The 21,144-nt window shown below is 44.6% G+C and carries 23 protein-coding genes; 13 read left to right on the forward strand and 10 right to left on the reverse strand.

Annotated elements, in window-relative coordinates:
* The first annotated feature begins 16 nt into the window (after positions 1-16).
* The 4 genes from GF309_07500 (at position 17) to GF309_07515 (ending at position 4,264) form a co-directional block, all read left to right on the forward strand.
* Positions 17-1,303, forward strand: a complete 1,287-nt coding sequence (locus GF309_07500) for an NTP transferase domain-containing protein (GenBank protein ID MBD3158617.1) — start codon at positions 17-19, stop codon at positions 1,301-1,303.
* Positions 1,300-2,826 (forward strand): radical SAM protein, encoded by a 1,527-nt coding sequence (locus GF309_07505; protein MBD3158618.1) that lies wholly within the window; start codon positions 1,300-1,302, stop codon positions 2,824-2,826. Before GF309_07500 ends, GF309_07505 begins: the two co-directional genes overlap by 4 nt.
* Positions 2,827-2,919: 93 nt before the next feature.
* Positions 2,920-3,258 carry a DUF2095 domain-containing protein gene (locus GF309_07510; GenBank protein MBD3158619.1) on the forward strand — a complete coding sequence of 113 codons (339 nt, stop codon included), beginning with the start codon at positions 2,920-2,922 and terminating at the stop codon, positions 3,256-3,258.
* Positions 3,259-3,400: 142 nt separating this feature from the next.
* Positions 3,401-4,264: a hypothetical protein gene (locus GF309_07515; GenBank protein ID MBD3158620.1), complete on the forward strand. Its 864-nt coding sequence runs from the start codon at positions 3,401-3,403 to the stop codon at positions 4,262-4,264.
* A gap of 42 nt (positions 4,265-4,306) precedes the next feature.
* Here GF309_07515 and GF309_07520 read toward each other — a convergent pair whose 3' ends face one another.
* Positions 4,307-5,008 carry a hypothetical protein gene (locus tag GF309_07520; GenBank protein MBD3158621.1) on the reverse strand — a complete coding sequence of 234 codons (702 nt, stop codon included), beginning with the start codon at positions 5,006-5,008 and terminating at the stop codon, positions 4,307-4,309.
* Between the two features lie 86 nt (positions 5,009-5,094).
* On the opposite strand from GF309_07520, the gene GF309_07525 reads away from it, so the two are divergent.
* Together GF309_07525 and GF309_07530 are read left to right on the forward strand one after the other, a co-directional pair.
* On the forward strand, positions 5,095-6,354 hold the full coding sequence (locus GF309_07525; protein MBD3158622.1) for a queuine/other tRNA-ribosyltransferase: 1,260 nt from the start codon (positions 5,095-5,097) through the stop codon (positions 6,352-6,354).
* A 73-nt stretch (positions 6,355-6,427) separates the two neighbouring features.
* Complete coding sequence (locus tag GF309_07530; GenBank protein MBD3158623.1) at positions 6,428-6,931, forward strand: hypothetical protein; 504 nt, start codon at positions 6,428-6,430, stop codon at positions 6,929-6,931.
* Here GF309_07530 and GF309_07535 read toward each other — a convergent pair.
* The 6 genes from GF309_07535 to GF309_07560 all read right to left on the reverse strand — a co-directional run bounded on the left by GF309_07535 (position 6,928) and on the right by GF309_07560 (position 12,311).
* Positions 6,928-8,328, reverse strand: a complete 1,401-nt coding sequence (locus GF309_07535) for a V-type ATP synthase subunit B (GenBank protein ID MBD3158624.1) — start codon at positions 8,326-8,328, stop codon at positions 6,928-6,930. The genes GF309_07530 and GF309_07535 overlap by 4 nt on opposite strands.
* An 87-nt stretch (positions 8,329-8,415) precedes the next feature.
* Positions 8,416-8,850 carry a hypothetical protein gene (locus tag GF309_07540; GenBank protein MBD3158625.1) on the reverse strand — a complete coding sequence of 145 codons (435 nt, stop codon included), beginning with the start codon at positions 8,848-8,850 and terminating at the stop codon, positions 8,416-8,418.
* 109 nt (positions 8,851-8,959) lie between these two features.
* Entirely contained in the window at positions 8,960-9,517 is a 558-nt protein-coding gene (locus GF309_07545; GenBank protein MBD3158626.1) for a uracil-DNA glycosylase, read from the reverse strand.
* 55 nt (positions 9,518-9,572) lie between these two features.
* Positions 9,573-11,378, reverse strand: coding sequence for a V-type ATP synthase subunit A (locus GF309_07550; GenBank protein ID MBD3158627.1), 1,806 nt, complete (start codon positions 11,376-11,378; stop codon positions 9,573-9,575).
* 17 nt (positions 11,379-11,395) lie between these two features.
* Positions 11,396-11,719, reverse strand: coding sequence for a V-type ATP synthase subunit F (locus GF309_07555; GenBank protein MBD3158628.1), 324 nt, complete (start codon positions 11,717-11,719; stop codon positions 11,396-11,398).
* A gap of 103 nt (positions 11,720-11,822) precedes the next feature.
* Positions 11,823-12,311: an aspartate carbamoyltransferase regulatory subunit gene (locus GF309_07560; GenBank protein ID MBD3158629.1), complete on the reverse strand. Its 489-nt coding sequence runs from the start codon at positions 12,309-12,311 to the stop codon at positions 11,823-11,825.
* A gap of 148 nt (positions 12,312-12,459) precedes the next feature.
* On the opposite strand from GF309_07560, the gene GF309_07565 reads away from it, so the two are divergent.
* From GF309_07565 to GF309_07580, 4 genes are all read left to right on the forward strand, one after another.
* Complete coding sequence (locus tag GF309_07565) at positions 12,460-13,803, forward strand: signal recognition particle protein (GenBank protein MBD3158630.1); 1,344 nt, start codon at positions 12,460-12,462, stop codon at positions 13,801-13,803.
* Between the two features lie 36 nt (positions 13,804-13,839).
* Positions 13,840-14,406: a hypothetical protein gene (locus tag GF309_07570; GenBank protein ID MBD3158631.1), complete on the forward strand. Its 567-nt coding sequence runs from the start codon at positions 13,840-13,842 to the stop codon at positions 14,404-14,406.
* Positions 14,407-14,474: 68 nt separating this feature from the next.
* Positions 14,475-15,650, forward strand: a complete 1,176-nt coding sequence (locus GF309_07575; protein MBD3158632.1) for a TGS domain-containing protein — start codon at positions 14,475-14,477, stop codon at positions 15,648-15,650.
* Between the two features lie 15 nt (positions 15,651-15,665).
* The gene (locus tag GF309_07580) at positions 15,666-16,403 is read left to right on the forward strand and encodes a TrmJ/YjtD family RNA methyltransferase (GenBank protein MBD3158633.1); all 738 of its coding nucleotides are present in this window, start codon (positions 15,666-15,668) and stop codon (positions 16,401-16,403) included.
* On the opposite strand, the gene GF309_07585 is transcribed toward GF309_07580, so the two are convergent.
* Together GF309_07585 and GF309_07590 are read right to left on the reverse strand one after the other, a co-directional pair.
* Positions 16,400-16,942: a 50S ribosomal protein L16 gene (locus GF309_07585; protein ID MBD3158634.1), complete on the reverse strand. Its 543-nt coding sequence runs from the start codon at positions 16,940-16,942 to the stop codon at positions 16,400-16,402. The two genes, GF309_07580 and GF309_07585, sit on opposite strands and share 4 nt — an antisense overlap.
* Positions 16,943-17,091: 149 nt before the next feature.
* A complete protein-coding gene (locus tag GF309_07590; GenBank protein ID MBD3158635.1) occupies positions 17,092-18,033 on the reverse strand; it encodes a deoxyhypusine synthase in 942 nt (313 codons plus the stop codon).
* A gap of 240 nt (positions 18,034-18,273) precedes the next feature.
* Here GF309_07590 and GF309_07595 point away from each other — a divergent pair, with 240 nt between their 5' ends.
* The 3 genes from GF309_07595 to GF309_07605 all read left to right on the forward strand — a co-directional run bounded on the left by GF309_07595 (position 18,274) and on the right by GF309_07605 (position 20,032).
* On the forward strand, positions 18,274-18,924 hold the full coding sequence (locus tag GF309_07595; protein ID MBD3158636.1) for a hypothetical protein: 651 nt from the start codon (positions 18,274-18,276) through the stop codon (positions 18,922-18,924).
* 89 nt (positions 18,925-19,013) lie between these two features.
* Entirely contained in the window at positions 19,014-19,283 is a 270-nt protein-coding gene (locus tag GF309_07600) for a 50S ribosomal protein L35ae (protein ID MBD3158637.1), read from the forward strand.
* A gap of 194 nt (positions 19,284-19,477) precedes the next feature.
* On the forward strand, positions 19,478-20,032 hold the full coding sequence (locus tag GF309_07605) for a hypothetical protein (protein MBD3158638.1): 555 nt from the start codon (positions 19,478-19,480) through the stop codon (positions 20,030-20,032).
* On the opposite strand, the gene GF309_07610 is transcribed toward GF309_07605, so the two are convergent.
* Complete coding sequence (locus GF309_07610) at positions 20,017-21,024, reverse strand: radical SAM protein (GenBank protein ID MBD3158639.1); 1,008 nt, start codon at positions 21,022-21,024, stop codon at positions 20,017-20,019. The two genes, GF309_07605 and GF309_07610, sit on opposite strands and share 16 nt — an antisense overlap.
* Between the last annotated feature and the right edge of the window lie 120 nt (positions 21,025-21,144).

Below are 21,144 nucleotides of genomic sequence, written 5' to 3' on the forward strand. Positions count from 1 at the left end.
AACATCGAATGCAAGGATGGCAATGAAGAAAGCTGCAATACTCGCTGCTGGCGATTCGACCCGAATGATGCCTCTTTCAGCAAACGTCCCAAAACATCTTCTTCCCATAGCTGGGAAGCCGTTGTTGTTTCATACATTGGAGCAGCTTGAAGCTGCTGGTATTGAAGAATCGTTGATTGTATACGGATACAACGGTGAAGAGCTGAAGCGCGCTGTGGAATCCAGAGACTGGGGCAAAATGAATATTCAGTACACATTCCAAAAAGAGCGCAAAGGAACCGCTCATGCTGCATCATATGCCAGTGACTTCGGCGGAAAAGATGAGATTCTACTGATGTATGGTGATGTCATGGTTGCCCCAAACACCTTTAGCAATCTCATCAAATTTCACGAAAACGGCGGCTACGAGGCGACGATGTCCTTGTATGAGGTGGAGGATCCATCTGCGTATGGTGTCGTCCAAATACAAGATGGGTTGGTAAATCGTATTATAGAGAAACCAGATTCTGACGCCCAGGGAAACCTCGCTAATGCAGGTATCTATGTTGTTGGAGATAGTGTATGGGACGCAATCAGTAAGACAAAAGAATCTGAAAGAGGAGAATATGAGATAACAGATTCAATCGAAAGCATTGCAAAAGAGGGGAGGGTTGGTGGATTCAGACTTCCGTCATGGTGGATAGATATCGGAAAGCCGTGGGATATTCTAGAGGCAAACAAACTAGTCTTGCAATCTCAAAAACGGAGACTAGATGGTTCAATTGAGGAAGGGGCGCATATTGAAGGAGAAGTAGTTGTGGAAGAGAATGCGAAAATCCTGAGCGGCGCATACATCATAGGACCAGTGTATGTAGGAGCAGAATCCAAGATAGGGCCAAATTGTTACATACGACCGCACAGCTCACTTGGTCAAGACGTCAGAATTGGGAATGCAGTAGAAATCAAAAACAGTGTGATTATGGACCATACGAATGTCGGTCATCTTTCATATGTTGGCGATTCAGTAATTGGACACAACACGAATCTAGGTGCTGGAACCATAACTGCGAACCTCAGGCATGATGATGCAGACATAAAGGTCACAGTGAAGGGAGAAAGAAGAAGCTCTGGAAGGAGAAAACTTGGTGCAATCCTCGCAGACAATGTGAAAACAGGAATTGGGACTTGTCTTGGCCCAGGGGTAGTTGTTGGACCGGGAGGGAGAACTGGAATGGGAGTAATTGTTGATAAAGACATAGAAGAGGATACATTAGTTATGGCTCAACAGCAAGTAGAGCAAAGAAAGATGAGTGGCAACGAATGACGCAAATGGCATTCAGAGAACGGAACATAGTCAGGAAGAATGCCCAAAAAGTAGATGTCCTGTTCGGGTATTGCTATCCTTCCACCTACAGAACAGGTATGACTAGTCTATCGACCCACTTGTTCTATACATTACTCAATGGTCGGGAAGATACATCTTGCGAGAGATATTTCCGTTATGATGTGCCATCTGCCTCTTTTTCGCTGGAAAGCGGTCGACCACTTAAGGAAAACCATGTAGTAGGTTTCTCCCTAACATATGAAGAAAACATCACTGAGATTCTTGAGATGTTGGCACGTGGACAGATTCCATTGCTTGCCAAGAATCGGCGGGGAGAGGATCCAATTGTGCTAGTGGGCGGGGCGGTCGTAACGTCAAATCCTGAACCATATCGCGATTTTGTGGATGCTTTTGTTATTGGTGAAGGGGATGAAGTAATACATGATATTATCGAAGCCGTAAGAAATGCCAATTCACGAAACGAAGCTATCGATAACCTTGCAGATATAGAAGGACTATATGTGCCCAGCACCGCACCGGCAGTAGTCAGGCGCATACAAATCGAAGATCTTGATAGTTCGCCATATCCCGAAGCACAGATTATACCGAATGTCGCAGATGGTTCTAAGTATGAGCCAATATTCGGAAAAGCATTCCTTTTGGAAACTTCAAGAGGGTGTGGCCATGCTTGTGGGTTTTGCCTGATTGGTCATCTATGTCGTCCCAGACGTATCCGCTCACTTAATGTACTCCAGAGGTTAGTGGAAAGGGGATTAGAAAAAACGCCAGTGAGAAAAATTGCACTGATAGCATCCTCACTCGGGGAGCGGGATAATGTGGAGGAGCTCACATCGTGGATTGTCTCACAAGGACTGAATCTCTCTGTTCCATCCCTTCGCGCCGATGCTGTGAACCCGAATCTGCTTTCTGCAGTTGTAGCTGGTGGGCAACGGACCCTTACCATTGCCCCTGAAACGGGATCCGAAGAACTCAGGCAACAGATTGGGAAAGGACTTACTGATAATGAGATATTCAGGGCGATATCATTGGCTGAAGAGGCAGGCTTCACTTCGGTCAAACTCTATTTCATTGTAGGATTACCACATGAAACAGAACAGGATGTTGAAGCAATTGTTCGGCTAGTCAAGAACATAGCAGACGATTCACGAATTGAAATCAAGGTAAATGTGAACCCATTTGTGCCGAAAGCTGGAACAAGATATCAGCGAGATCCACAACCTACGCTGGACATACTTCGAAAGAAGACCGGAGCCGTAACCAACGGCCTCAATCGAATTCCTAATGTAGTATGTACGACACTCGATGTGAGAGCTGCACGCATACAAGCAGCACTCTCGTTAGGCGATCAAAATCTTTCAGAAGTTATTCGACTTGCCACAAAATATGGGGGGTACGGAGGGTGGAGACGAGCCGAGGCAGAAAGCGGGATTGAATTCTTCTCTGTGGCGAATGACGCAGAACGGCTCAAGGGAGACTTGCCTTGGTCATTCATCAAATCATGACCCTAAATGAACTGTGTCAGCATATGGATTATAAGTCTACTAATGAAGAATAACACAAGTAATGCCATCGTGAAAAGAAGTCGGTGAGAGATTATGTCTGACAAAGATGATTTCGCCAAGAACTATCCTGCGCTTGACAGAGAGATGAAAGATGGTAATATGAAGAAAATGAAAATCGATGGTGTTAGTGGAAAACCGAACCAAGAAGAGAGAAAGCGGGAACAAACATTTCTTCCAGATATAGCAGACTACATACGAAGATGCGATACAACTGAAGAGGCTTTTGAGATTGTGGATTACATGCTCAAGCGCGGCAAAATTAATCAAACAGAAGCAAAAGAAATCAAGAACGCCATCAAACAAAAAGGTCTCCGTGTTTTTGGTGAGAAGAAAGAAGAAGGCCATTATCTCCATCATGGCATTGACAGCTAAGAATTTGCGATTATGAGAAGTGTTTATGGTCTTCCGCGGTAGAATATACACCTCCAGATGAAGCTGCGGGAAACAGTTATATGGGGAGTTTATACTGTATTCTAGAGATTTCTATATAGAAATCAAAATAGAGGGCTCGATTATGACCAAGCGAGAAGAAGTCAAAGATTCGGAATATAAATACATTCGAGAGAAAATCGAAACAGACCTTGATGATTTTGATCTCGAAAAATGGCAGGATGCCTGCCAATCCTTTGGGCCGTTGAACTACAATAGAAGCACCCGTAAGATGTGGTATGAAAAGAACGAGGATAAGCTTGAAGCAGCACGAGAGATAGTGGATTTTGTCGAGGGTTGGACCGACAAACTCAGAGCAGATGAGACTCTTGAACAGCTCAGGAAAGGCGCTATTAGAGAGAGCGTAGTTGATGTTGTTCGTGATGCTCAAGAGAAGATGGGGATTAGCAAAAACAGACTGAATGTTGTTAAATCCGCAGCTTTCAAGACCTTGGTGAAGTTTGCAGAACAGCCTGGCCGGTTGGAAGAAGGGCCATATGAAGGTAAGAAAAAGCCGGACAAGTTCAAGAAGAAAGTGAAGCGGTCCAGAAGAGGAAGGAAGAAAGAAAAAGGCGACTTTGAACCGCCGCAAGTGGACCTGATTCACGAGTATGAGCTCGAAGGAAAAGACAATCTACAGCTCACTATCCAGTTAAAAAACGATTTTCTTCATCCGTACCAGAATGTAGAAATCGAGCTTGAACTGGATCCAAACATCTCTGTAAAGAGTGTCGAAGGATGTAATTGGTCGCCTGATGAGAACAGGTTGGTCATAGGCTTTCTTCCGGCAGAATTGAGTGTTGACCCGCTTACACGAGATATCAAAGTGAACCTTTCACTTGACAAAAAGAAGAAGAAGTACTCAATTAGTGGAAATCTCTTCTACGATGATACGGACAAGGGCTATGAAACAGAGAAGAAACTTTCCAAGAAAACCCTTACAATATAGAATAAAGTCTCAAAATATCTACTCCTATGCTCATGATGGGGTTCAGAGCCCACTGAGAGTATGCAGTAGGTTTTGAAGATAGCTGGGGTTCTTCCAGTTCATGATTTCTGCATACTTCTGTTTCTGTTCCAAGGCATAGAGAGCTAGAATCCTGAGCAAGTCACCCTTGAAACCAGCAGCCCCATGAATTGTATATCCCCGATTTGAGAGTCTCTTGACAATTTGATTCCCAGCTGGAAGATAGACCATTCGATCAGAATGTCGAGTCTTGTCGAACGCCAAGACTACACCGGAGGTCTGATGGAACCAGTCGTCTCCAAGTGCTGTGATGTACTTACGGCCCAAAGCCATATAGAACAAGTCGTAATCTGATGAAGATATCTCCCTGAAATCATGTAGTATCCCCAGTTTTCGTGATCGACGTTGGATTTCTGACTTAGTCATGGTGCTGAAGCTACATTCATAGGGAGGGATAATCTCATTCTCGTTCAAAAAGCCAAATCCTGCAGAGATTATGAAAAAATCAACTGTAACACCGTTAATCTCTCGTAACATATCCACTCCCTTGCAGAGTTCGCGATTCTGGTTTCCTGTGTACATATTCCTAGCTTCAACGGTGAGATCCTGCAGTTTCTTTCTCCAAATTGGTAATGCGTTTTGATTCTGCAACTCTTCACAGGTTGGTTCGTTAGGGGATGATGTCCTCTTTCTCTTGCCGCAACTTCCAATTACACATATTCTCATACCCTTCACCTCAGAAAGCATCTGACTGAACGGCCTTCTTCCTTGGAGAATGATAAGCGTCATAAGAGACTTGCTGTCGAAAAGACATGCGCGTTAACATCCTAGCTGGTGAAAAAATGACATCGATTAAGCGCATGAATCCGGATAAGCTAAGCTACCTCATTCCTTGGTGGAGCGATTATGTTGACTCTAACTATAACTTCAGAACAGACGAACCAACAGACGGGCGAAAAGTGACGGCCCATGAAATCTATGATAAACCACCCTATGACGGAATCTTAGCATCAAAGACAAAAATTGAGAGCAACAAGAAGAACATGCGCAGAATAATGAAACAGGGCATACACGATTACTTGAATTTCAGCGGTCCTGTTTTTGGGGACTGTGGTGCATATGGATACATCGACGAGGCAGAACCGCCATATTCACCTACAAAGATAGCTGATTACTATCACGACATCGGGTTCGATTACGGTGTCAGTGTAGACCACCTGATTGTAAAGAGCGTAGAAAGCGAAAAGGAAAAACGATTCGAGATTACGCTCGAGAACGCCGAAAAATTCCTTCAGAGACACCAAGAAAAGGGATATGAATATGTCCCTGTTGGTGCCGCTCAGGGGTGGGATACCGTTTCATATCGAGAAGCAGCTGAAGAACTCATTGACATGGGATACGATCACATCGCAATAGGAGGGCTAACACGGTCGCCCACCACAACAGTTCTTGATATGTTGAATTCGGTTCACGGCGTCCTTGAGAGGTATGATCAAGATATCTCCGTCCATCTTTTTGGTGTAGCACGTCTCAAAGCCATACAAAAACTAATACGATTAGGAGTGACTTCCTTTGATTCTGCATCATATCTGCGTCGTGCCTGGTTAGGAGCAGGAAGCAATTACATGATGCCCGGAGACAGAGGTTATGCTGCTATTCGCATACCCCAATCCGATCGTAGTCCTTCAGCACGGAAAATTTTGGAAACCGGCCAAGTCGATATTGACACACTTAGAGAAATTGACAGAGGGTGTATGAACCTGATGAGAAAATACGATCGGGGAGAAGCTGATATCGATGAAGTAATGGACGCTATTCTTTGGTATGATTCTATGCTTGGAGATGATAGAGACCACGAAGAACACTACCTGAAAACACTGAAGGATAAGCCGTGGAAAGAATGTCAATGCGCAATATGCCAGAATATCGGTGTGGAGGTTATCATCTTTCGTGGCAATAATAGAAACAGGCGAAGGGGATTCCACAATACGAGGGTTTTCTATAACGAGCTCCAACGAATTCTTTCGCAGGAGAAAAAGAAGAGCGGGCAGACTTTCCTCGACGAGTATTAATCGGGGTTCTAACAAAACAACTGATACATATTTGAAGGAGAGGAGGTATGGTCTACTCTGGTGGATGGCCCCTTTGAAGTCACCTCATGTAACACATCGATTTGATAGTCCTGTAGTACTCAAGTTCACAGAATCAGTAATCGAATCATGGTATCCAAATGAACAACCAATTCTTTTCGTGCCCTGTGCTAAATCGAAGCCCATACAAAACTCCAGGAGTCACAAACAGCTCTTTCATAGATTCCAAGACTGTTGCGAGATGCTCATCATATCTGAACCGATGACAGTAATTCCCTATAGCTTCTTTGATTATCCAGCGTATGAATATCCCCCCTCTGCCCTTTGGCGAATTGAAGGAGAAGCTGAGAAATTCAAACGCAGACTTGCCCGATTCTTACAAAGAAAACGGTTGAACGAAAGGTGTTGTCGTTTTCTGTTACCTCAACATCACCTACTTATTCTCTGGGCCGCTTGGGAAAGAGCCTTTGGGAATGTGAAGAATCTAGATGGGTATGGCTATACCTATGCAACACGCTGGTTCTTTGCAAAAAAACTCATGCAAGAACTGTGTGACTAAATTGGTTCGTACACGCCGCGCTCCTTGGCCCACTCAATGGTATCAGGATCACATCGTTTCAATTCTCGTTCAGGAAATGCACTGAGTAGATTCCATCCAAGGTCCAAGGTCTCTTCAAATGTTCTATCTTCGGTTTCTCCCTGGTTGATGAAATTCTCTTCAAAGTCATCCGCAAAATTCAGGTATTTCTGATCACGTTCCGTAAGTGCTTCTTCACCTACAACCGCAACAAGATCACGTAAATCTGTACCCTCTGAGTATGCATAGTACAGCTGAGCCTGTACCTCCTTGTGGTCGAAACGTGTCATACCCTCACCAATTCCTTCTTTCATTAGCCTACTCAATGAAGGACCCGGATCAATGGGAGGGTAGATACCCCTACGATGGAGTGGTCTTCCCACAATCATCTGTCCCTCAGTTATGTACCCGGTCAAGTCAGGGATAGGATGTGTCATGTCGTCTTGAGGCATTGATAGTATAGGCATTTGAGTTATTGTTCCTTTTCGACCTTTGATTCTCCCTGCGCGCTCATAGATCAGGCTCAAGTCTGTGTAAAGGTAACCAGGATAGCCCCGTCTTCCAGGGACTTCATTTCTTGCGGCACTTATCTCTCGTAGGGCTTCTGCGTAGTTTGTCATATCAGTAAGTATCACAAGAACATGCATATCAGCCTCATAAGCAAGATACTCAGCCGCAGTAAGCGCAGTCCGAGGAGTAATCATCCGTTCAATTGCTGGATCATTTGCCAGGTTCAAGAACAGAGCTGTATGCTCTAGCGCCCCGGTTTCTTCAAATGTATTAATGAAATATTGTGCCTCTGTAGCAGTAATCCCCATCGCAGCGAATACTATAGCGAAATTCCCTTCTTCTTCAGTAATCTTTGCTTGTCTAACAATCTGTGCAGCGATTCGATTATGTGGAAGGCCTGAACCCGAGAAAATAGGGAGTTTCTGGCCACGTATCAATGTATTTAGACCATCAATCACAGAAAGACCAGTCTGGATTGGTTGCCGAGGGTACTGTCGGGCGTATGGATTGATTGCAGAACTATAGATGTCCCGTTCTTCTTCCGCGGTTAACGGTGGGCCGTCATCCAGAGTATCTCCAGAGCCATCCAAAACACGACCGAGGATGTCAGTTGATACAGGAATCTTGAGTGTTTCACCAATGAAACGTACCGAGGTTCTATCCGTATCAAGTCCAGTTGTGCCTTCAAAGACCTGTACTACAGCCTTACCTCTTCCAGTCTCCAATACTGTTCCAGTCAGAATCTCTCCATCGGGCGAGCGTATTTTCACTACTTCATTATAGGCAACATTGTGAGTGTTCTCTACAACTAGCAGTGGGCCGCTTATGTCTACAACAGTCCGATATACGATTGATGTCTTCTTAGTCATATCAGAAGCCGCCTCAACTAGGGATACTGACCCTTTGCGGTCCTAGTTGAGGTATAGTTTTAAGAGTTGCGAACTACCCAGTTGAAATCAAACCCAAGGGACGACATGAAGAAAAGCAAGGATAGACGCCAATACGAGCCCTCGTATGATAAGCGAGTGCCCCTTCGATTTGAGATCGATTGAACTTGGAGTGAAGTACAGAATTGCTCCAACGAGTATAGCAATTGCAACGATTATCTCTGCAAATAGTACAAGAACCGATATTACTTCCAGATAACTCAGTCCCAGCACATTATACCATACTGAGCTAGCATTCTCAGGTGTTGCGGGGGTAACATTGCAAAAATCAGCGACTGCATGCACCACATAGGGGCCAACGAAATAGAAACCTATACCGAAAGCAATCAAATGCTTTGATAGGCCATCGCTCAGTCCAGTTGCAAAAACCATCAGTCCTACGAGAATAAGTAAGAGATACCCTCTAGTCGATAATGCCAAAAAGAAATTCAGAAGCCAATTCATGATGTTGAACCACTGGGTTGGAGGCTCAAAATCAAATGGGAATTGGAGTAAAGGAAGAGGGAACATACATCTCACGGGAAGCTATCTATAGAGAGGAATATAACGGCCCCTACATCAGTTCAGTTGCCAGCTGGTCAAAATCCTCTTCTATTAGCCTTTTATATTTGGAGAAACGCAAAGCTGCAGCAGGATGATAAGTCATGAAATACCGATGGTTCGTATCATCGCAGAACGTACCATGAACACTGGATACTGTTGTGTAACCAAGCAAAGTGGAAATTGCAACGCCCCCAAGTAAGACAACAATATCGGGCTTAATCAGATTCAACTGTTCTTCAAGATATGGAACACAGGTCTCAATTTCTTCGTTCTTTGGTGTGCGATTATTAGGAGGGCGACATTTTATCACAGAGGTTATGAAAACATCTTTTCGGCTACAGGGGAGTCGATTTTCTATAAGGTCTGTTAGAAGCTTCCCGGACCGCCCGACAAAGGGTCTTCCCGTTTCATCTTCTCGTTTTCCTGGTGCTTCACCTATGAAAGCGAGCCTCGTATCTATGCTTCCCTCTCCCGGGACTGCATTCTTGCGGCCCTTGTGAAGAGGGCACTTTGTACATGACCGTATGGTTTCATGTAGTTTTGCTATTTTTTTCTTAACAGACATCATGTCATTGTATCAGGCAAGGGTAGATAAACACACCACGTATGTTCTTAGTGGATAATCAGGCAAAGTCAGACATAACAGTAGCCGATTCAGAGAATTCTCTAAACAGGGTCTTGAATTCTTGTTCCATCTTCTCTTCAATGGAATCCATAACGTCATTATAGCTATCCCAGGGAGCCAGTTTCATTCGTGCAATATTGTCAAGCACGCTGAACTCCAATACTCTCCGTACGCTTACTCCAAGCTTGACTGCTTTTGACATATTCTTGGAGAATTCAATAATAATCCTGAGCATTCTGTATGTTTTCTCAAGGGGACAATATGTGTCTATTTCATGAAGGGCACTTTGCGTTAGGAAGTCCTCTTTAAGGATTGTAGCTGATTCAAGTACGGCTCGTTCGGACTCGGGTAAAGCATCAGGGCCGACCAGCTGTACAATTTCACGAAGCTCTTGGTCTTTCTGAAGAATCGCCATCGCTTCCTTTTCCAGCTTTGGCCAATCCTCTCCAAGATTGTTCTTGTACCAGTCTTTGAGATTTCCCTTGTAAAGGGAATAACTTTGCAATGTGTTGATAGCGGGGAAGAATCGTCGTGCGGCAAGATCCTTATCAAGTGCCCAGAATACTTTAACGATTCTCAGTGTGGCCTGTGTTACGGGCTCGGAGAAATCGCCACCAGGTGGGGATACAGCCCCACATATAGTAACGGAACCTACTCGTTCCTCAGAACCTAGAACTTCGACTTTTCCTCCTCGCTCATAGAATTGGGCCAATCGAGAACCCAGATAAGCCGGATAACCTTCTTCAGAAGGCAGTTGTCCCAATCGTCCGGAAATCTCACGAAGAGCTTCGGCCCATCGGGAAGTAGAGTCAGCCATGAGGGCAACATCGTACCCTTGGTCCCGGAAATACTCCGCTATTGTAACACCCACGTAGATAGATGCTTCACGTGCGGCAACGGGCATATTTGATGTATTAGCTATGAGTACCGTACGTTCCATCAAAGGCCGACCGGTTTGTGGATCTTCAAGTTCAGGCCAATCCTCCAACGCTTCAGTCATTTCATTTCCACGTTCACCACAACCAACATAGACAACCACCTGAGCATCTGCCCATTTTGCAAACTGATGTAGAGTCACTGTTTTTCCGGTGCCAAAACCACCAGGAATGGCCCCCGTCCCCCCTTTCGCTTGAGGCATAAATGTGTCAATTACTCTCTGTCCCGTTACAAGAGGGGTATCGAGTTCGACGCGTTCTTTAAAGGGGCGCCTTCGTCTAACTGGGGCACGTTGCATCATGATAATCTCATGTATTTCGCCTTTTTTATCCTCTATCTCACAAATAGAATCTACAACTGTGTATTTTCCTTCAGGTACAATTTTCGTCACCGTTCCGCCTTTTCCTGCAGGAACCAAAATCTTGGAAGTGATAATTTCATTCTCTGGTACTTCACCAAGAACATCACCTTCCACAACAGCATCACCCACCTCGACAGCGGGTTTGAAGTCCCATTCCTTCTCTCTGTCCAGACTTGGTACCGTTAACCCTCGGGATATGAAGTCTCCTGAGGCTTTTCGTAGCTCCGGAAGAGGTCTTTGAATACCGTCATAAATGGAGCCGAGAAGTCCAGGACCAAGCTCAACTGAGAGTGTGTCACCAGTGGGTGCAACCGGTTCGCCAGGTGATACTCCGCTTGTCTCCTCGTAAACCTGTACAGTGAAGTCCTTTTCGCCAACCTCTATTACTTCTCCAACCAGCTCTTCCTCTCCCACACGTACAACTTCATACATACGGACAGAGGGAATGCCACTGCATGTGACAACAGGTCCGGAAATTGATTCGATTTGTCCAGTGCTTCTTGTCAGTATCAACTACCTCCAAATTAGAGTTTGACTTCAATGCCGACTGCTTTGCGAACGAGCTCATTGAGCATGGCTTCATAGGCTCCCGTAGCTCCACTGCGATCTGGAATAAGCAGGATAACTGGTACGGGGGCTTCTGATAGCTCCATTATCGTATCTTCAACTTCCGAGGCAAGTGGCTCCGTTATCAGAATAAGACCCATACTGGGATTGCGAAAATACTCTCGAAGAGCTTCCCGTGTATCTTGCGGTGAATTGGGGATGGTGCAACGTTGGACTCCGGCCATCTTCAGGCCAGTAATTGTATCCCGGTCACCAATAGCCGATATCTCATCACTTGACATATAGAACTCCACGCCACAATCGGACTTCAGGCTGTGCTGAAGTGAAATCCTAAAAAGGGTTTGGAAAGAGTCGATGGGGGTGAGGAATCATTAGAATTCTTGCTCATCGCCGCTCCGTAAATTGCGAAATGATGTCGCTTTCTTCGATAAGAGTCCAGCAATATAGGCATTTCAACTGAGTTGGACACCGCGAAAGAACCTGATACTTGGGTTCAATGGGTTCTCGTTCTTTGTTGGTAATGCAACGAGCGTTTGGACACTCTACAACATTGGTAATTCTGTCAGGAAGTTGAACACGTGTTTTTTTCACAACTTCTTCATTCTCAATTACGTTAATGGTTGCGTCTGGTGCTACAAGTGCAATCTTCGCAACCTCTTCATCTTCCAATATACGGTCTTCGAGTTTCACTATATCCTTTCTTCCGATGCGTGAGCTGGTGATATTCATGGCAAGTGTCATAATGTTATCTTCTTCACCGGTAATGCCAAGGATATTGAGTACATCAAGTGCGTGTCCTGCCGCAATGTGATCTATGACAGTGCCAGCAGCAATTTTCACAATCCGAATTTTCTGGCTTCCTTCTTTAGGCACTGAGAGTTCCTCTTTTTGGTCTCTTCCCCCTGTCCTATCTTTTAGACCTTCCCATATTTGTTCTATCGACAATGAATGAAAAATAATATCGCCATATAGGCGAAGCTTGATATTTGTATTTTCAAGACCTCAACGTGAGGTGCCCTATTTGGTACTAGAAGGTCTTGGAAAATCACTCAACTCTGCATTGAAGAAACTCTTTGGTGCCGGAGTCGTAGATGAAGAGCTAGTGAAAGAGCTCGTCAAGGATATTCAGCGGGCCTTGCTCCAAGCTGACGTAGATGTTAACCTCGTGATGGCAATCACCAAACGAGTTGAGGAACAGGCACTAGATGAAGATCTTCCACGTGGTATCTCCAGGCGCGAGCATATAGTACGTGTGGTCTGGGATACACTCGCTCATTTCCTCGGCGAAAAGCGGGTTCCTCTCAGAATCGAACCCGGGAAGCCCAATCTCGTTATGCTTGTTGGAATACAGGGTTCAGGGAAGACGACAACAACTGCAAAACTAGCCAGATACTTCCAGAAAAGGGGTATCAAATCAGGGGTCATTTGTGCAGATAATTTCCGACCTGGCGCATATAATCAACTCAAGCAATTAGCTGAGCAATCAAATGTCCCATTCTATGGGGACGAAGACGAAGACAGCGCCGTCAAGCTTGCCAAACGAGGCTACAAAGCCATGAAGCAAGCTGGAGTCGAACTTATTCTCTTAGATACCTCAGGACGACATAGGGAAGAAACAGGCCTCATCAAAGAAATGCAGAACATTTCAAAAGCAGTTAAGCCCCAAGAAATCATACTTGTTATCGATGGAACACTTGGACAGCAAGCAGGCTCCCAGGCTGCAGCATTCAATGAAGCAACTGATGTGGGTTCAATTATCGTTACAAAATTGGATGGAAGTGCAAAGGGAGGTGGTGCACTTTCTGCAGTAGCTGCGACAGATGCTCCAATCAAGTTTATTGGCACCGGTGAAGATTTGGACGCACTTGAGCCCTTCAAACCTACTAAATTCGTCGGCCGTCTTCTAGGAATGTCAGACATAAAGGGCCTCATTGAGAAAGTGCGCGAGGCGCAAATCGAAGTTGATGATGACGCTGCTATGAGAATGATGAAGGGGCAATTCTCTCTGAAAGACATGATGGCTCAACTGAAACAGTTGAAGAAAATGGGACCAATAGGGAAGGTCATGGAGATGTTGGGATTGAAATATAAGCTACCAGACAATGTGGCTGAAATTCAGCAAGAGAACCTCCAGAATTTCGAAGTCATTATGAACTCAATGACCAAAGACGAACTAGAAGAACCGGATATCATCAAATCATCCAGAATTGAAAGAATCGCCCAGGGATCAGGTACTAGCAAAAGAGATGTTCGCGAACTCCTAAAGCAACATTCGCAAATGCAGAAAATGATGAAGAAACTAAGCAAATCTCGTCGCGGAAGAAGAGGCGGCATTCCGGGCATGGAAGGACTTCCAGGGCTCTAAGCGAAAACATTGTTTTGTGTTACTTGATGTGATGACATGAGGCGCCGATTCTTAGTTTCATTCCCAAACTTGCCCATAGACCGTGGAGATGTTAAGAAGGGGGCGAACAAACCGGCGGTGGCAAGGGCTTGTCGGTGTGTAAATGTTGGTTTGTTCCTTTCTCATGACCTGCGAAGAGATGTTGAGGTTCTTCTGTTGATTGGACCAAAAGAGAATTTGGGGTCAATAGCATTTCCCGGTAAAACACTGAAGAGAGTTGCACCCGATGAGAGGTCTGTATCATTCTTCTTACTCAAAGCATATAGAATCTTACAGGGTCTTCAACCAGATTCCTCTGAAACAATGGACAATGGCATAGTTGTAAGTAGGACATCATTGGATAAACTATACAAGTTCAATAGTTCAAAAGCAGTCTATCTCTCCAGAGATACGAAAGCAAGTCATCTCATTGGAGGCGGCATCAAACAGTATGCAGACTATATCTACGAGTGTGAGGAGGGTTATTTTGGATCACTTAGTCATTCTTCGCAGATCATCTTCAGACCCCCAAATCCGGAACGAATGATACTAGACGTGAATGTATACTGCGACCAGATGAAGTAGCATTAAGAAATCTTCATAATGCTAAACTGAGAGTTTCTGTTTGATGACCAGAAGCGAGTGTGAACTGAGTGCCAACAAATGTCTCGCCTGAATTCGATGCTCAAAGGAAGGTTTACGAGGAGGAAACCAACTTAGAGCAGAAAATTAAGGAGTTGGAGAAGCTAATTTCTCTATTACCCCGTCACAAAGGCGCAGAAAACATGCGAGGGCATTATCGCAGAAAACTTGCCAAGCTAAAGGAAGAACTACAAAAAAAGAGAGAACAAGAGAAACTAAGACGGAGCGGGAGGGCAGAAGAGGGAGCTGTACGAAAGGAGGGCGCAGGACAAGTATGTCTTCTTGGGATGGCAAATAGTGGGAAGTCTAGTATCATAAACGCGGTTACAAACGCTGAATTTGACATTGCAGATTATCCCTATACCACCCCGAAACCCACACCGGCGATGCTCAAACTCGAAGATATCAACATCCAGCTTGTCGAATTGCCTGGCGTATTTAAAGGCAGTTATGATTCCGACATGGGTAGAAAGTCATTATCTGTGGCAAGAAATGCTGATTGTATTGCACTCATCATCGATTTATCCAGAAACGTTTTAGACCAGATGGAAACAATCAAACGTGAGCTAGACCGTGCGGGAATACGTCTCAACAGAGAACCTAGTGCTGTCAGAGTTGAACGGGTAGGAATGGGAGGGCTGCAGGTATACGGAGTCGATAAGTTTCACGGATCCAAGAAAGAAGTCTATGAATTCCTCCAGAAACGAAAAATACGTAATATGATAGTTAGATTCCAGAAAGAAGCAACACTGCAAGACTTGGAGGATGCCCTTGATGCGAGTGTTGCATACGTTCGAGCACTTATAATAGCAACCAAGGGTGATGCCCCAGGTTCCGAAGAGCAGTATGAATCTCTTCAAGAACACTATTCTGACAGATTTGAAATAGTTCCAATTTCCATAGCTGAAGATAAGAATATAGAGAAGATGAATTGGGCGCTATATGATAATCTGGATATTCTACGAGTTTACACGAAGATTCCAGGAAAGGACAGAGAAGACAAACCGATAGTCCTTCCAAAGGGATCGATAGTCGAGGACGCAGCGGAGAAAGTTCACAAGGAGCTTTTCGTAGAGAGATTTCGTGCTGCAGTTATTATTCGAAACGATGCCAAAGTTCAACGTCGACAGGTCGGCTTGAAGTATCCCCTCAACGATGGGGATATACTACAGTTAATGCATTCATAATTAGGTGGTGCCGTTATTGTGAGTGAATTCCCCAATATTATCGTGGTGCTTGTTGAGCCGGAGACACCGGGTAATGTGGGGTTCACCTCTAGAGTGCTTGCAAATTTTGGGGTATCTAAGCTTAGGATAGTAGGTGTGGATCCTCGATATGATGATGAAGCACAGATATTCGCAGTTAACGCAAAAGATGTCTTAGAATCAGCACAAATATACGAGACGCTAGATGCTGCTCTTGAAGACATCCATGAAGCGTGGGCAGCAACAGCTAGAATTGGAAAAAATCACAACGTGACGCGGGCTGCTGTTCCCTTGCCCGATATACCAAATCCGAAAACTCTCGATGCAAATGTTGCATTGGTATTTGGACGGGAAAGCAACGGATTGACAAATGATGAGGTTTCTCTTTGTGATTTGATATTCACAATTCCAGCTTCAGAGGAATACAATAGTCTGAATCTAAGTCATGCTGTCGCAGTGACACTGTATCACCTTTTCGAAAACTATGCTGAAGAAGAGCCTCCTGAGCCCAGTGATGCAAGACCTGCAACCAGACAGCAACGAGAAATCGTCAACAGGTTTTTCGAAAAAGCAATCGATTGTGTAGATATCCAAGATTACCGCCGGCCTATAGCAAAGCAAGTCTTCCGCAATCTCCTAGGTCGTGCATATATGACTGGCCGGGAAGTAGCAACATTAACCGGAATAATCCGCAAATTCAAGGAATTGGCCTGTGATAGTGAGCCGGAGGATTAGTATGTACCATATCCTAGTTTTCGGCGGAGCTCAGGATCGATTTCATCAAATTCAATCCTACATGAAGTTGGAAGCTTGTATGAGGCCTTCTTCAGGGCTTTCCTTGCATCTTTTAGGCTCTCCCGATTACATCGCACAGTAAGAATCGCCTGATGCCTGTCCACTCTTGCGGCCCTTCCAATAACCTTCCCAAATGCTTTCCGCATACCATCTTGAACACGGTCTGCACCTGCTCCTGAAATCATTTTGTTCTCCCTGAGGAAATGGAAAGGCTTGATTCTTACCCGCAGATGGTATTTTGGACGAGTTACATTACGAAGTAGCCATCTATTAGCGGCGACACGAGCTGCTTCAAGTGAATGATGTCGTATCTGGCAGGTTTGAAGAGCCACCAATGATATCTTGATTTCGAAGTCTCCCTTTGTGTTTCCCATGTCAAAGCTTGTTATCCTCATGGGTGGTTGTCGATGTATGTACTTCTTGCGTACAAAGGGGGGACGGTCTTGAAGTCTGTAACAATGTCCGGGTCGTCTTCCCATTCTACTTCACCTAGTTGTTTGGTCTGAGGCCTTATGCAGCCAACTTATAGCCGCACACTTTGTGAAATCAATAAAAGGATTGCGGCATGGAGGGCGAAAGGTGTTCCAAACCATATATGGAGGATAACTAGCAAAACAGGAAACAGAATCTAATTCAACAGCGCGGCAATCATAAACGGAAAAATGATTGTTGCGTCGCCAATCACCGTCTCAAAAGCACCAGTTTCCTGCACTTTCTCCCATGATACGCCTTCTTTAAGTGGTGCACCACCGAGACTCCCCCCTTCCGGCCGATCTAGAGTTATTTGTATTGCAAGATCCAACCCACCTCTCAAGATGGTGCTACCCATTGTGAAATGCTTCGTAAGTCCACCGCCCAAAATCACTGCACCGGTACGGTTAGCTGACTGCACCATTTTACCCAAAATTCTCATATCTTTGACAAAATCCAGTGAGCACATCTTTGTAGTACTGTATGTGTACAAATGAAAGCCAAGCATGGAATCAATCAAACCAGGTGAAAAGATGGGAACATCTGCTTTCGCAGCCTGAAAGGTAATAGAGTTTTCATCATTCAAAGAAAGCCCAAGTTTGTAAAGGAACTCGCTTGGTGATATATTCGTTCTTTGTTTCTGAGGAAGACTGTCAAGGAAATCATAGATTTTTCCTTCAAAAAGCTCGAAATCATCATCCCGAACGGTTATGTCTGCAATGCGACCCAATCCTCCTTTTCGTAATTCGCCATCAGTTTTCCCCCCTGGAACTCTGTAGTGTGAACCACCATATGCCTCAATCAAATCATGAACAATGTTGGCACCACTCGTTACTATAGCATCAACCATGCCATTCTCAACAAGGCGTGTTATCACCAATCTAAGACCGCCTGGAACCATCGGGCCAGACATCGCTAGGAAAGTGAAACACTGTGGTTCATTAACTATCCGCTCCAAGATTGCCATAGAACGTCCCAGCCTTCCAGCACCAAGAACACCAATTTTTCGCATTGAGTGGATGATTTCCTTTGCGGAAGACTCGCTTCGTGGATCGATGTGTTCCACCTTATCCATTCGGTTCACCAATTGGAACAGCATATTTCAGGGTGATAAGGGTATTGAAGAAAAAGTAACGCGAGTCCAGATTCATTCCGGGAGGGCATTTATCTGGACACGCGTATCTGCACGAAGCATATGATGTGATGAAAGATACAGGATTCAGTCTTTTGCCATGAATGTTTCTTCTTAATCGAACTCCTGTGTTGGGGAGAGGGATAACTGAAAGTATTGAGTGCACCACTCAACAAGTTTAAGCGTAGTTGAAGCTCACCTTTCATTATGCAAATAACGATACCCGCGGAGCTGCTCACATATTTGATTATAGGAGCCGCCTTGCTCATCCAATTCATGTGGATGTGGCTAATCAGAAAAGGGCGTGATTTCTACCTTCGAGATATTGCCCATTTGAGAAAGCCTTCTGGAACACTATCAAAATACTATCATTGGCGTATCTCAAAGATACGGAATGCGGTGGGAGAAGGAGTGGCATTCGAATTGATTCTCATAGCGGGGATACTGGGGATTTCCTATTTGATTTCGTCAATATCTGCCCTCCTTCAAACATTGCCAATAGTATTGATGGTGACAGTATTGTCTCTCATTAGCATCATTCAAGGAGTCAGACGAGTAAGAAGACTCACTCAAGAAGAACAGAAGGTACTTGGCAGGTTGGAAAAGGCTGAATACAAGGTTGAGGAAGTGCGAGACATCGTTGATAATTTGGCACAGGCCGGCAAAGAAGGCAGTGGCGAAACTTGGTTTGTGCTATTTAAGCTTGCAACCAAGCAGACCCCAATAGGCGTATCTATCAGAGAAGTATTACAGGAAAGAGCTAAACAACTGTCCAAGAAAGCGAAAAAAGCACAGCTTGACTTGCCATTGAAAGAGGAATCTGAGGGGGATAAAGGTCCAGCCATTGAATTTGAATAAAATCTTATTCAGCAAGTCTTATATGAAATATATAGAGCGTGAACGAGAACGCCCCAAAAGGAGAAACAAACACAATGTCCAACAATGAAATGCTAAAGGGTCGAAAAGGCGTTGTAACTAGCTACAGAAGAGGCAAACATAAGCAGCATACAAACCAAGTTCTTCTAAAGTTTCAGGAAATAGATTCTAGATCTACAGCTTCGGCTCTTATTGGCCGCGGAGTAAAATGGACGTCCCCGAAGGGAAAGGAAATCCAAGGAAAAATCGTGGGCGTTCATGGAAACAATGGTGTTGTCCGCGCAAGTTTCAGGAGGAACCTCCCCGGGCAAGCAATAGGAACTGGCGTTCAACTGAAATAGTCATATCCGTATGTTTTTGATTGATGGATGACTACTGAGTATTGGCTCCGATGACGATAATGGCTAGCTGAGGGTGTTCAACCCAATGAAGTTTCATAGTTAAGCCGAGGAGTCACTATCATGTTTGAATGTCCCAAGTGTACCGACTACTTCTTGCCCATAGCTAGACAGCATGACAAATGGAGTGAGTTCACGTGATAGAAGTGGTTTTGTTCTTACTAGCTTATTTCGGGGCAGGTTTCACTCTGAAAATGGGTGATGATTTTTTGGATGATTATGGACAACCAAGCTACGCGTGGTTGCCATTTGCTGTATCTGGTGCATTGTTCGGGTTTCTGATGGCAGAATCCCAATGGGACTTGCTGTTGTTTTCATCGATTGTAATTGGGGTTTTGGTATCCGGGAAAGTGAATAAACCCCAATTTAGTATTGGATTCATCATGATTGGAATCATGTTGTTAATACGAGGTTTTCCAATCATTACTTCTCTAACCGAGTGGTTGCTAGTTCTTGTAATCCTCTTGATAGCATCCGTTGTTGACGAACGAGGAAATGATTGGGCGGACAGACAACAGACCATTTTTGCATCCAATTTTTTCAAATACCGATTCACTTTGAAGATTTCAGTTCTGTTTCTAAGCGTATTTTGGCCAGGATTCTGGAAAACTGCGGTGGGTTTGTGGTTATTTGATATGGGATACGAAATTGCCGGCATGGTGGATAGAAAACGCGTTCAAGACAACCATTGATATGCGAGGGTACAACAGACATCTAAGAAGACTGGATGTAGTCCTTTTTCCTTGGCAAAATCTACGCCCTCTTGGCTTGGCAAAGCAATTCCATTAACACCCGCCTGAATTGCCAATTTATCAGTTTGTATCTTATGGTCTCCAAGGGGTCTCGCACAACCTAGCAAGAGGGGAATTTGTTCTAAACCAAGTCTTGCGATAGTGAGTATTTTTCCGACAACTTCTGGAGCTGGGGGCGTAACCTCTTCCATGGGGGTATTCCGGACAGGGCTGAGGACAATTATCACAAGAGCTGCGGGTGAGAAGCCTGCAATCATGTCCAGCGCCTCAAGTTCACCCCCAAGTTTGCCATAATTCAAACCAACCAGAATATGAGGAGCAGTAGGAATCTTAAAGTTGTTTAACATTCGCAATGATTCAATCATTTTCTCTGGTGCATTATCAATGTGATAGACCTGCTCTGCTACATCTGAGGATCCGATGATATCAAGCATAACAGCATCAACATCCGCTTTCTTCAGCATAAGAGCTGTATCCTCGGTCACAAGACCTGTATGAACCACGACTTTCAGTCCTAATTCCTTCTTTGCATAGGCAATTGCCTCACCGAATTGATTAATGGGTACATGTCCAGAGGGATCTGAGCCCCCACTAATCAGCGCTCCCTCGCCGCCCCGTTCACTAATCTTCTTGCATTCAGACATCAGTTCCTCAGGAGTCACAGTAGGTTTCATACCGTTGAGCAATCGACCCTTACAATGTTCACACATTAGTGAACATGATAAGCCGGTTACACTAAGTGAGGGATAATTAAACCGATTTGATTGTTCGTGACTATCTATCTTGTAAGGATAAGCAGTAGGACTATAGCAGAGAAGGTCATTGCCAAAGCGACTCAGTCGTGATTCAAAAGCTTCTTCCATAAGTGGCATAGTGTATTCAAATGGGGATTCAAGAATCTCTTGTCCTTCCTCTAATATCCTAAAGGTCAAGTTGGTAGCCAAATATCTCTATGTGATGCGGACTATTAGCATTTTGATGTCGGACCGAAATGCCACACACAAAGTTACAAGTATAGCTTCTTCATGGGGGAACAAGAGCCTCATGACAGT

Source organism: Candidatus Lokiarchaeota archaeon (assembly GCA_014730275.1).
Lineage (GTDB): Archaea > Asgardarchaeota > Thorarchaeia > Thorarchaeales > Thorarchaeaceae > WJIL01.

Excerpts from the sequence above, each read along its gene's own strand:
- GF309_07500 (MBD3158617.1), top strand. The coding sequence starts at position 17 with ATGGCAATGAAGAAAGCTGCAATACTCGCTGCTGGCGATTCGACCCGA.
- GF309_07505 (MBD3158618.1), top strand. The coding sequence starts at position 1,300 with ATGACGCAAATGGCATTCAGAGAACGGAACATAGTCAGGAAGAATGCC.
- GF309_07510 (MBD3158619.1), top strand. The coding sequence starts at position 2,920 with ATGTCTGACAAAGATGATTTCGCCAAGAACTATCCTGCGCTTGACAGA.
- GF309_07515 (MBD3158620.1), top strand. The coding sequence starts at position 3,401 with ATGACCAAGCGAGAAGAAGTCAAAGATTCGGAATATAAATACATTCGA.
- GF309_07520 (MBD3158621.1), bottom strand. The coding sequence starts at position 5,008 with ATGAGAATATGTGTAATTGGAAGTTGCGGCAAGAGAAAGAGGACATCA.
- GF309_07525 (MBD3158622.1), top strand. The coding sequence starts at position 5,095 with ATGCGCGTTAACATCCTAGCTGGTGAAAAAATGACATCGATTAAGCGC.
- GF309_07535 (MBD3158624.1), bottom strand. The coding sequence starts at position 8,328 with ATGACTAAGAAGACATCAATCGTATATCGGACTGTTGTAGACATAAGC.
- GF309_07540 (MBD3158625.1), bottom strand. The coding sequence starts at position 8,850 with ATGAATTGGCTTCTGAATTTCTTTTTGGCATTATCGACTAGAGGGTAT.
- GF309_07545 (MBD3158626.1), bottom strand. The coding sequence starts at position 9,517 with ATGATGTCTGTTAAGAAAAAAATAGCAAAACTACATGAAACCATACGG.
- GF309_07555 (MBD3158628.1), bottom strand. The coding sequence starts at position 11,719 with ATGTCAAGTGATGAGATATCGGCTATTGGTGACCGGGATACAATTACT.
- GF309_07570 (MBD3158631.1), top strand. The coding sequence starts at position 13,840 with ATGAGGCGCCGATTCTTAGTTTCATTCCCAAACTTGCCCATAGACCGT.
- GF309_07585 (MBD3158634.1), bottom strand. The coding sequence starts at position 16,942 with ATGGGAAGACGACCCGGACATTGTTACAGACTTCAAGACCGTCCCCCC.
- GF309_07590 (MBD3158635.1), bottom strand. The coding sequence starts at position 18,033 with ATGCTGTTCCAATTGGTGAACCGAATGGATAAGGTGGAACACATCGAT.
- GF309_07595 (MBD3158636.1), top strand. The coding sequence starts at position 18,274 with ATGCAAATAACGATACCCGCGGAGCTGCTCACATATTTGATTATAGGA.
- GF309_07600 (MBD3158637.1), top strand. The coding sequence starts at position 19,014 with ATGCTAAAGGGTCGAAAAGGCGTTGTAACTAGCTACAGAAGAGGCAAA.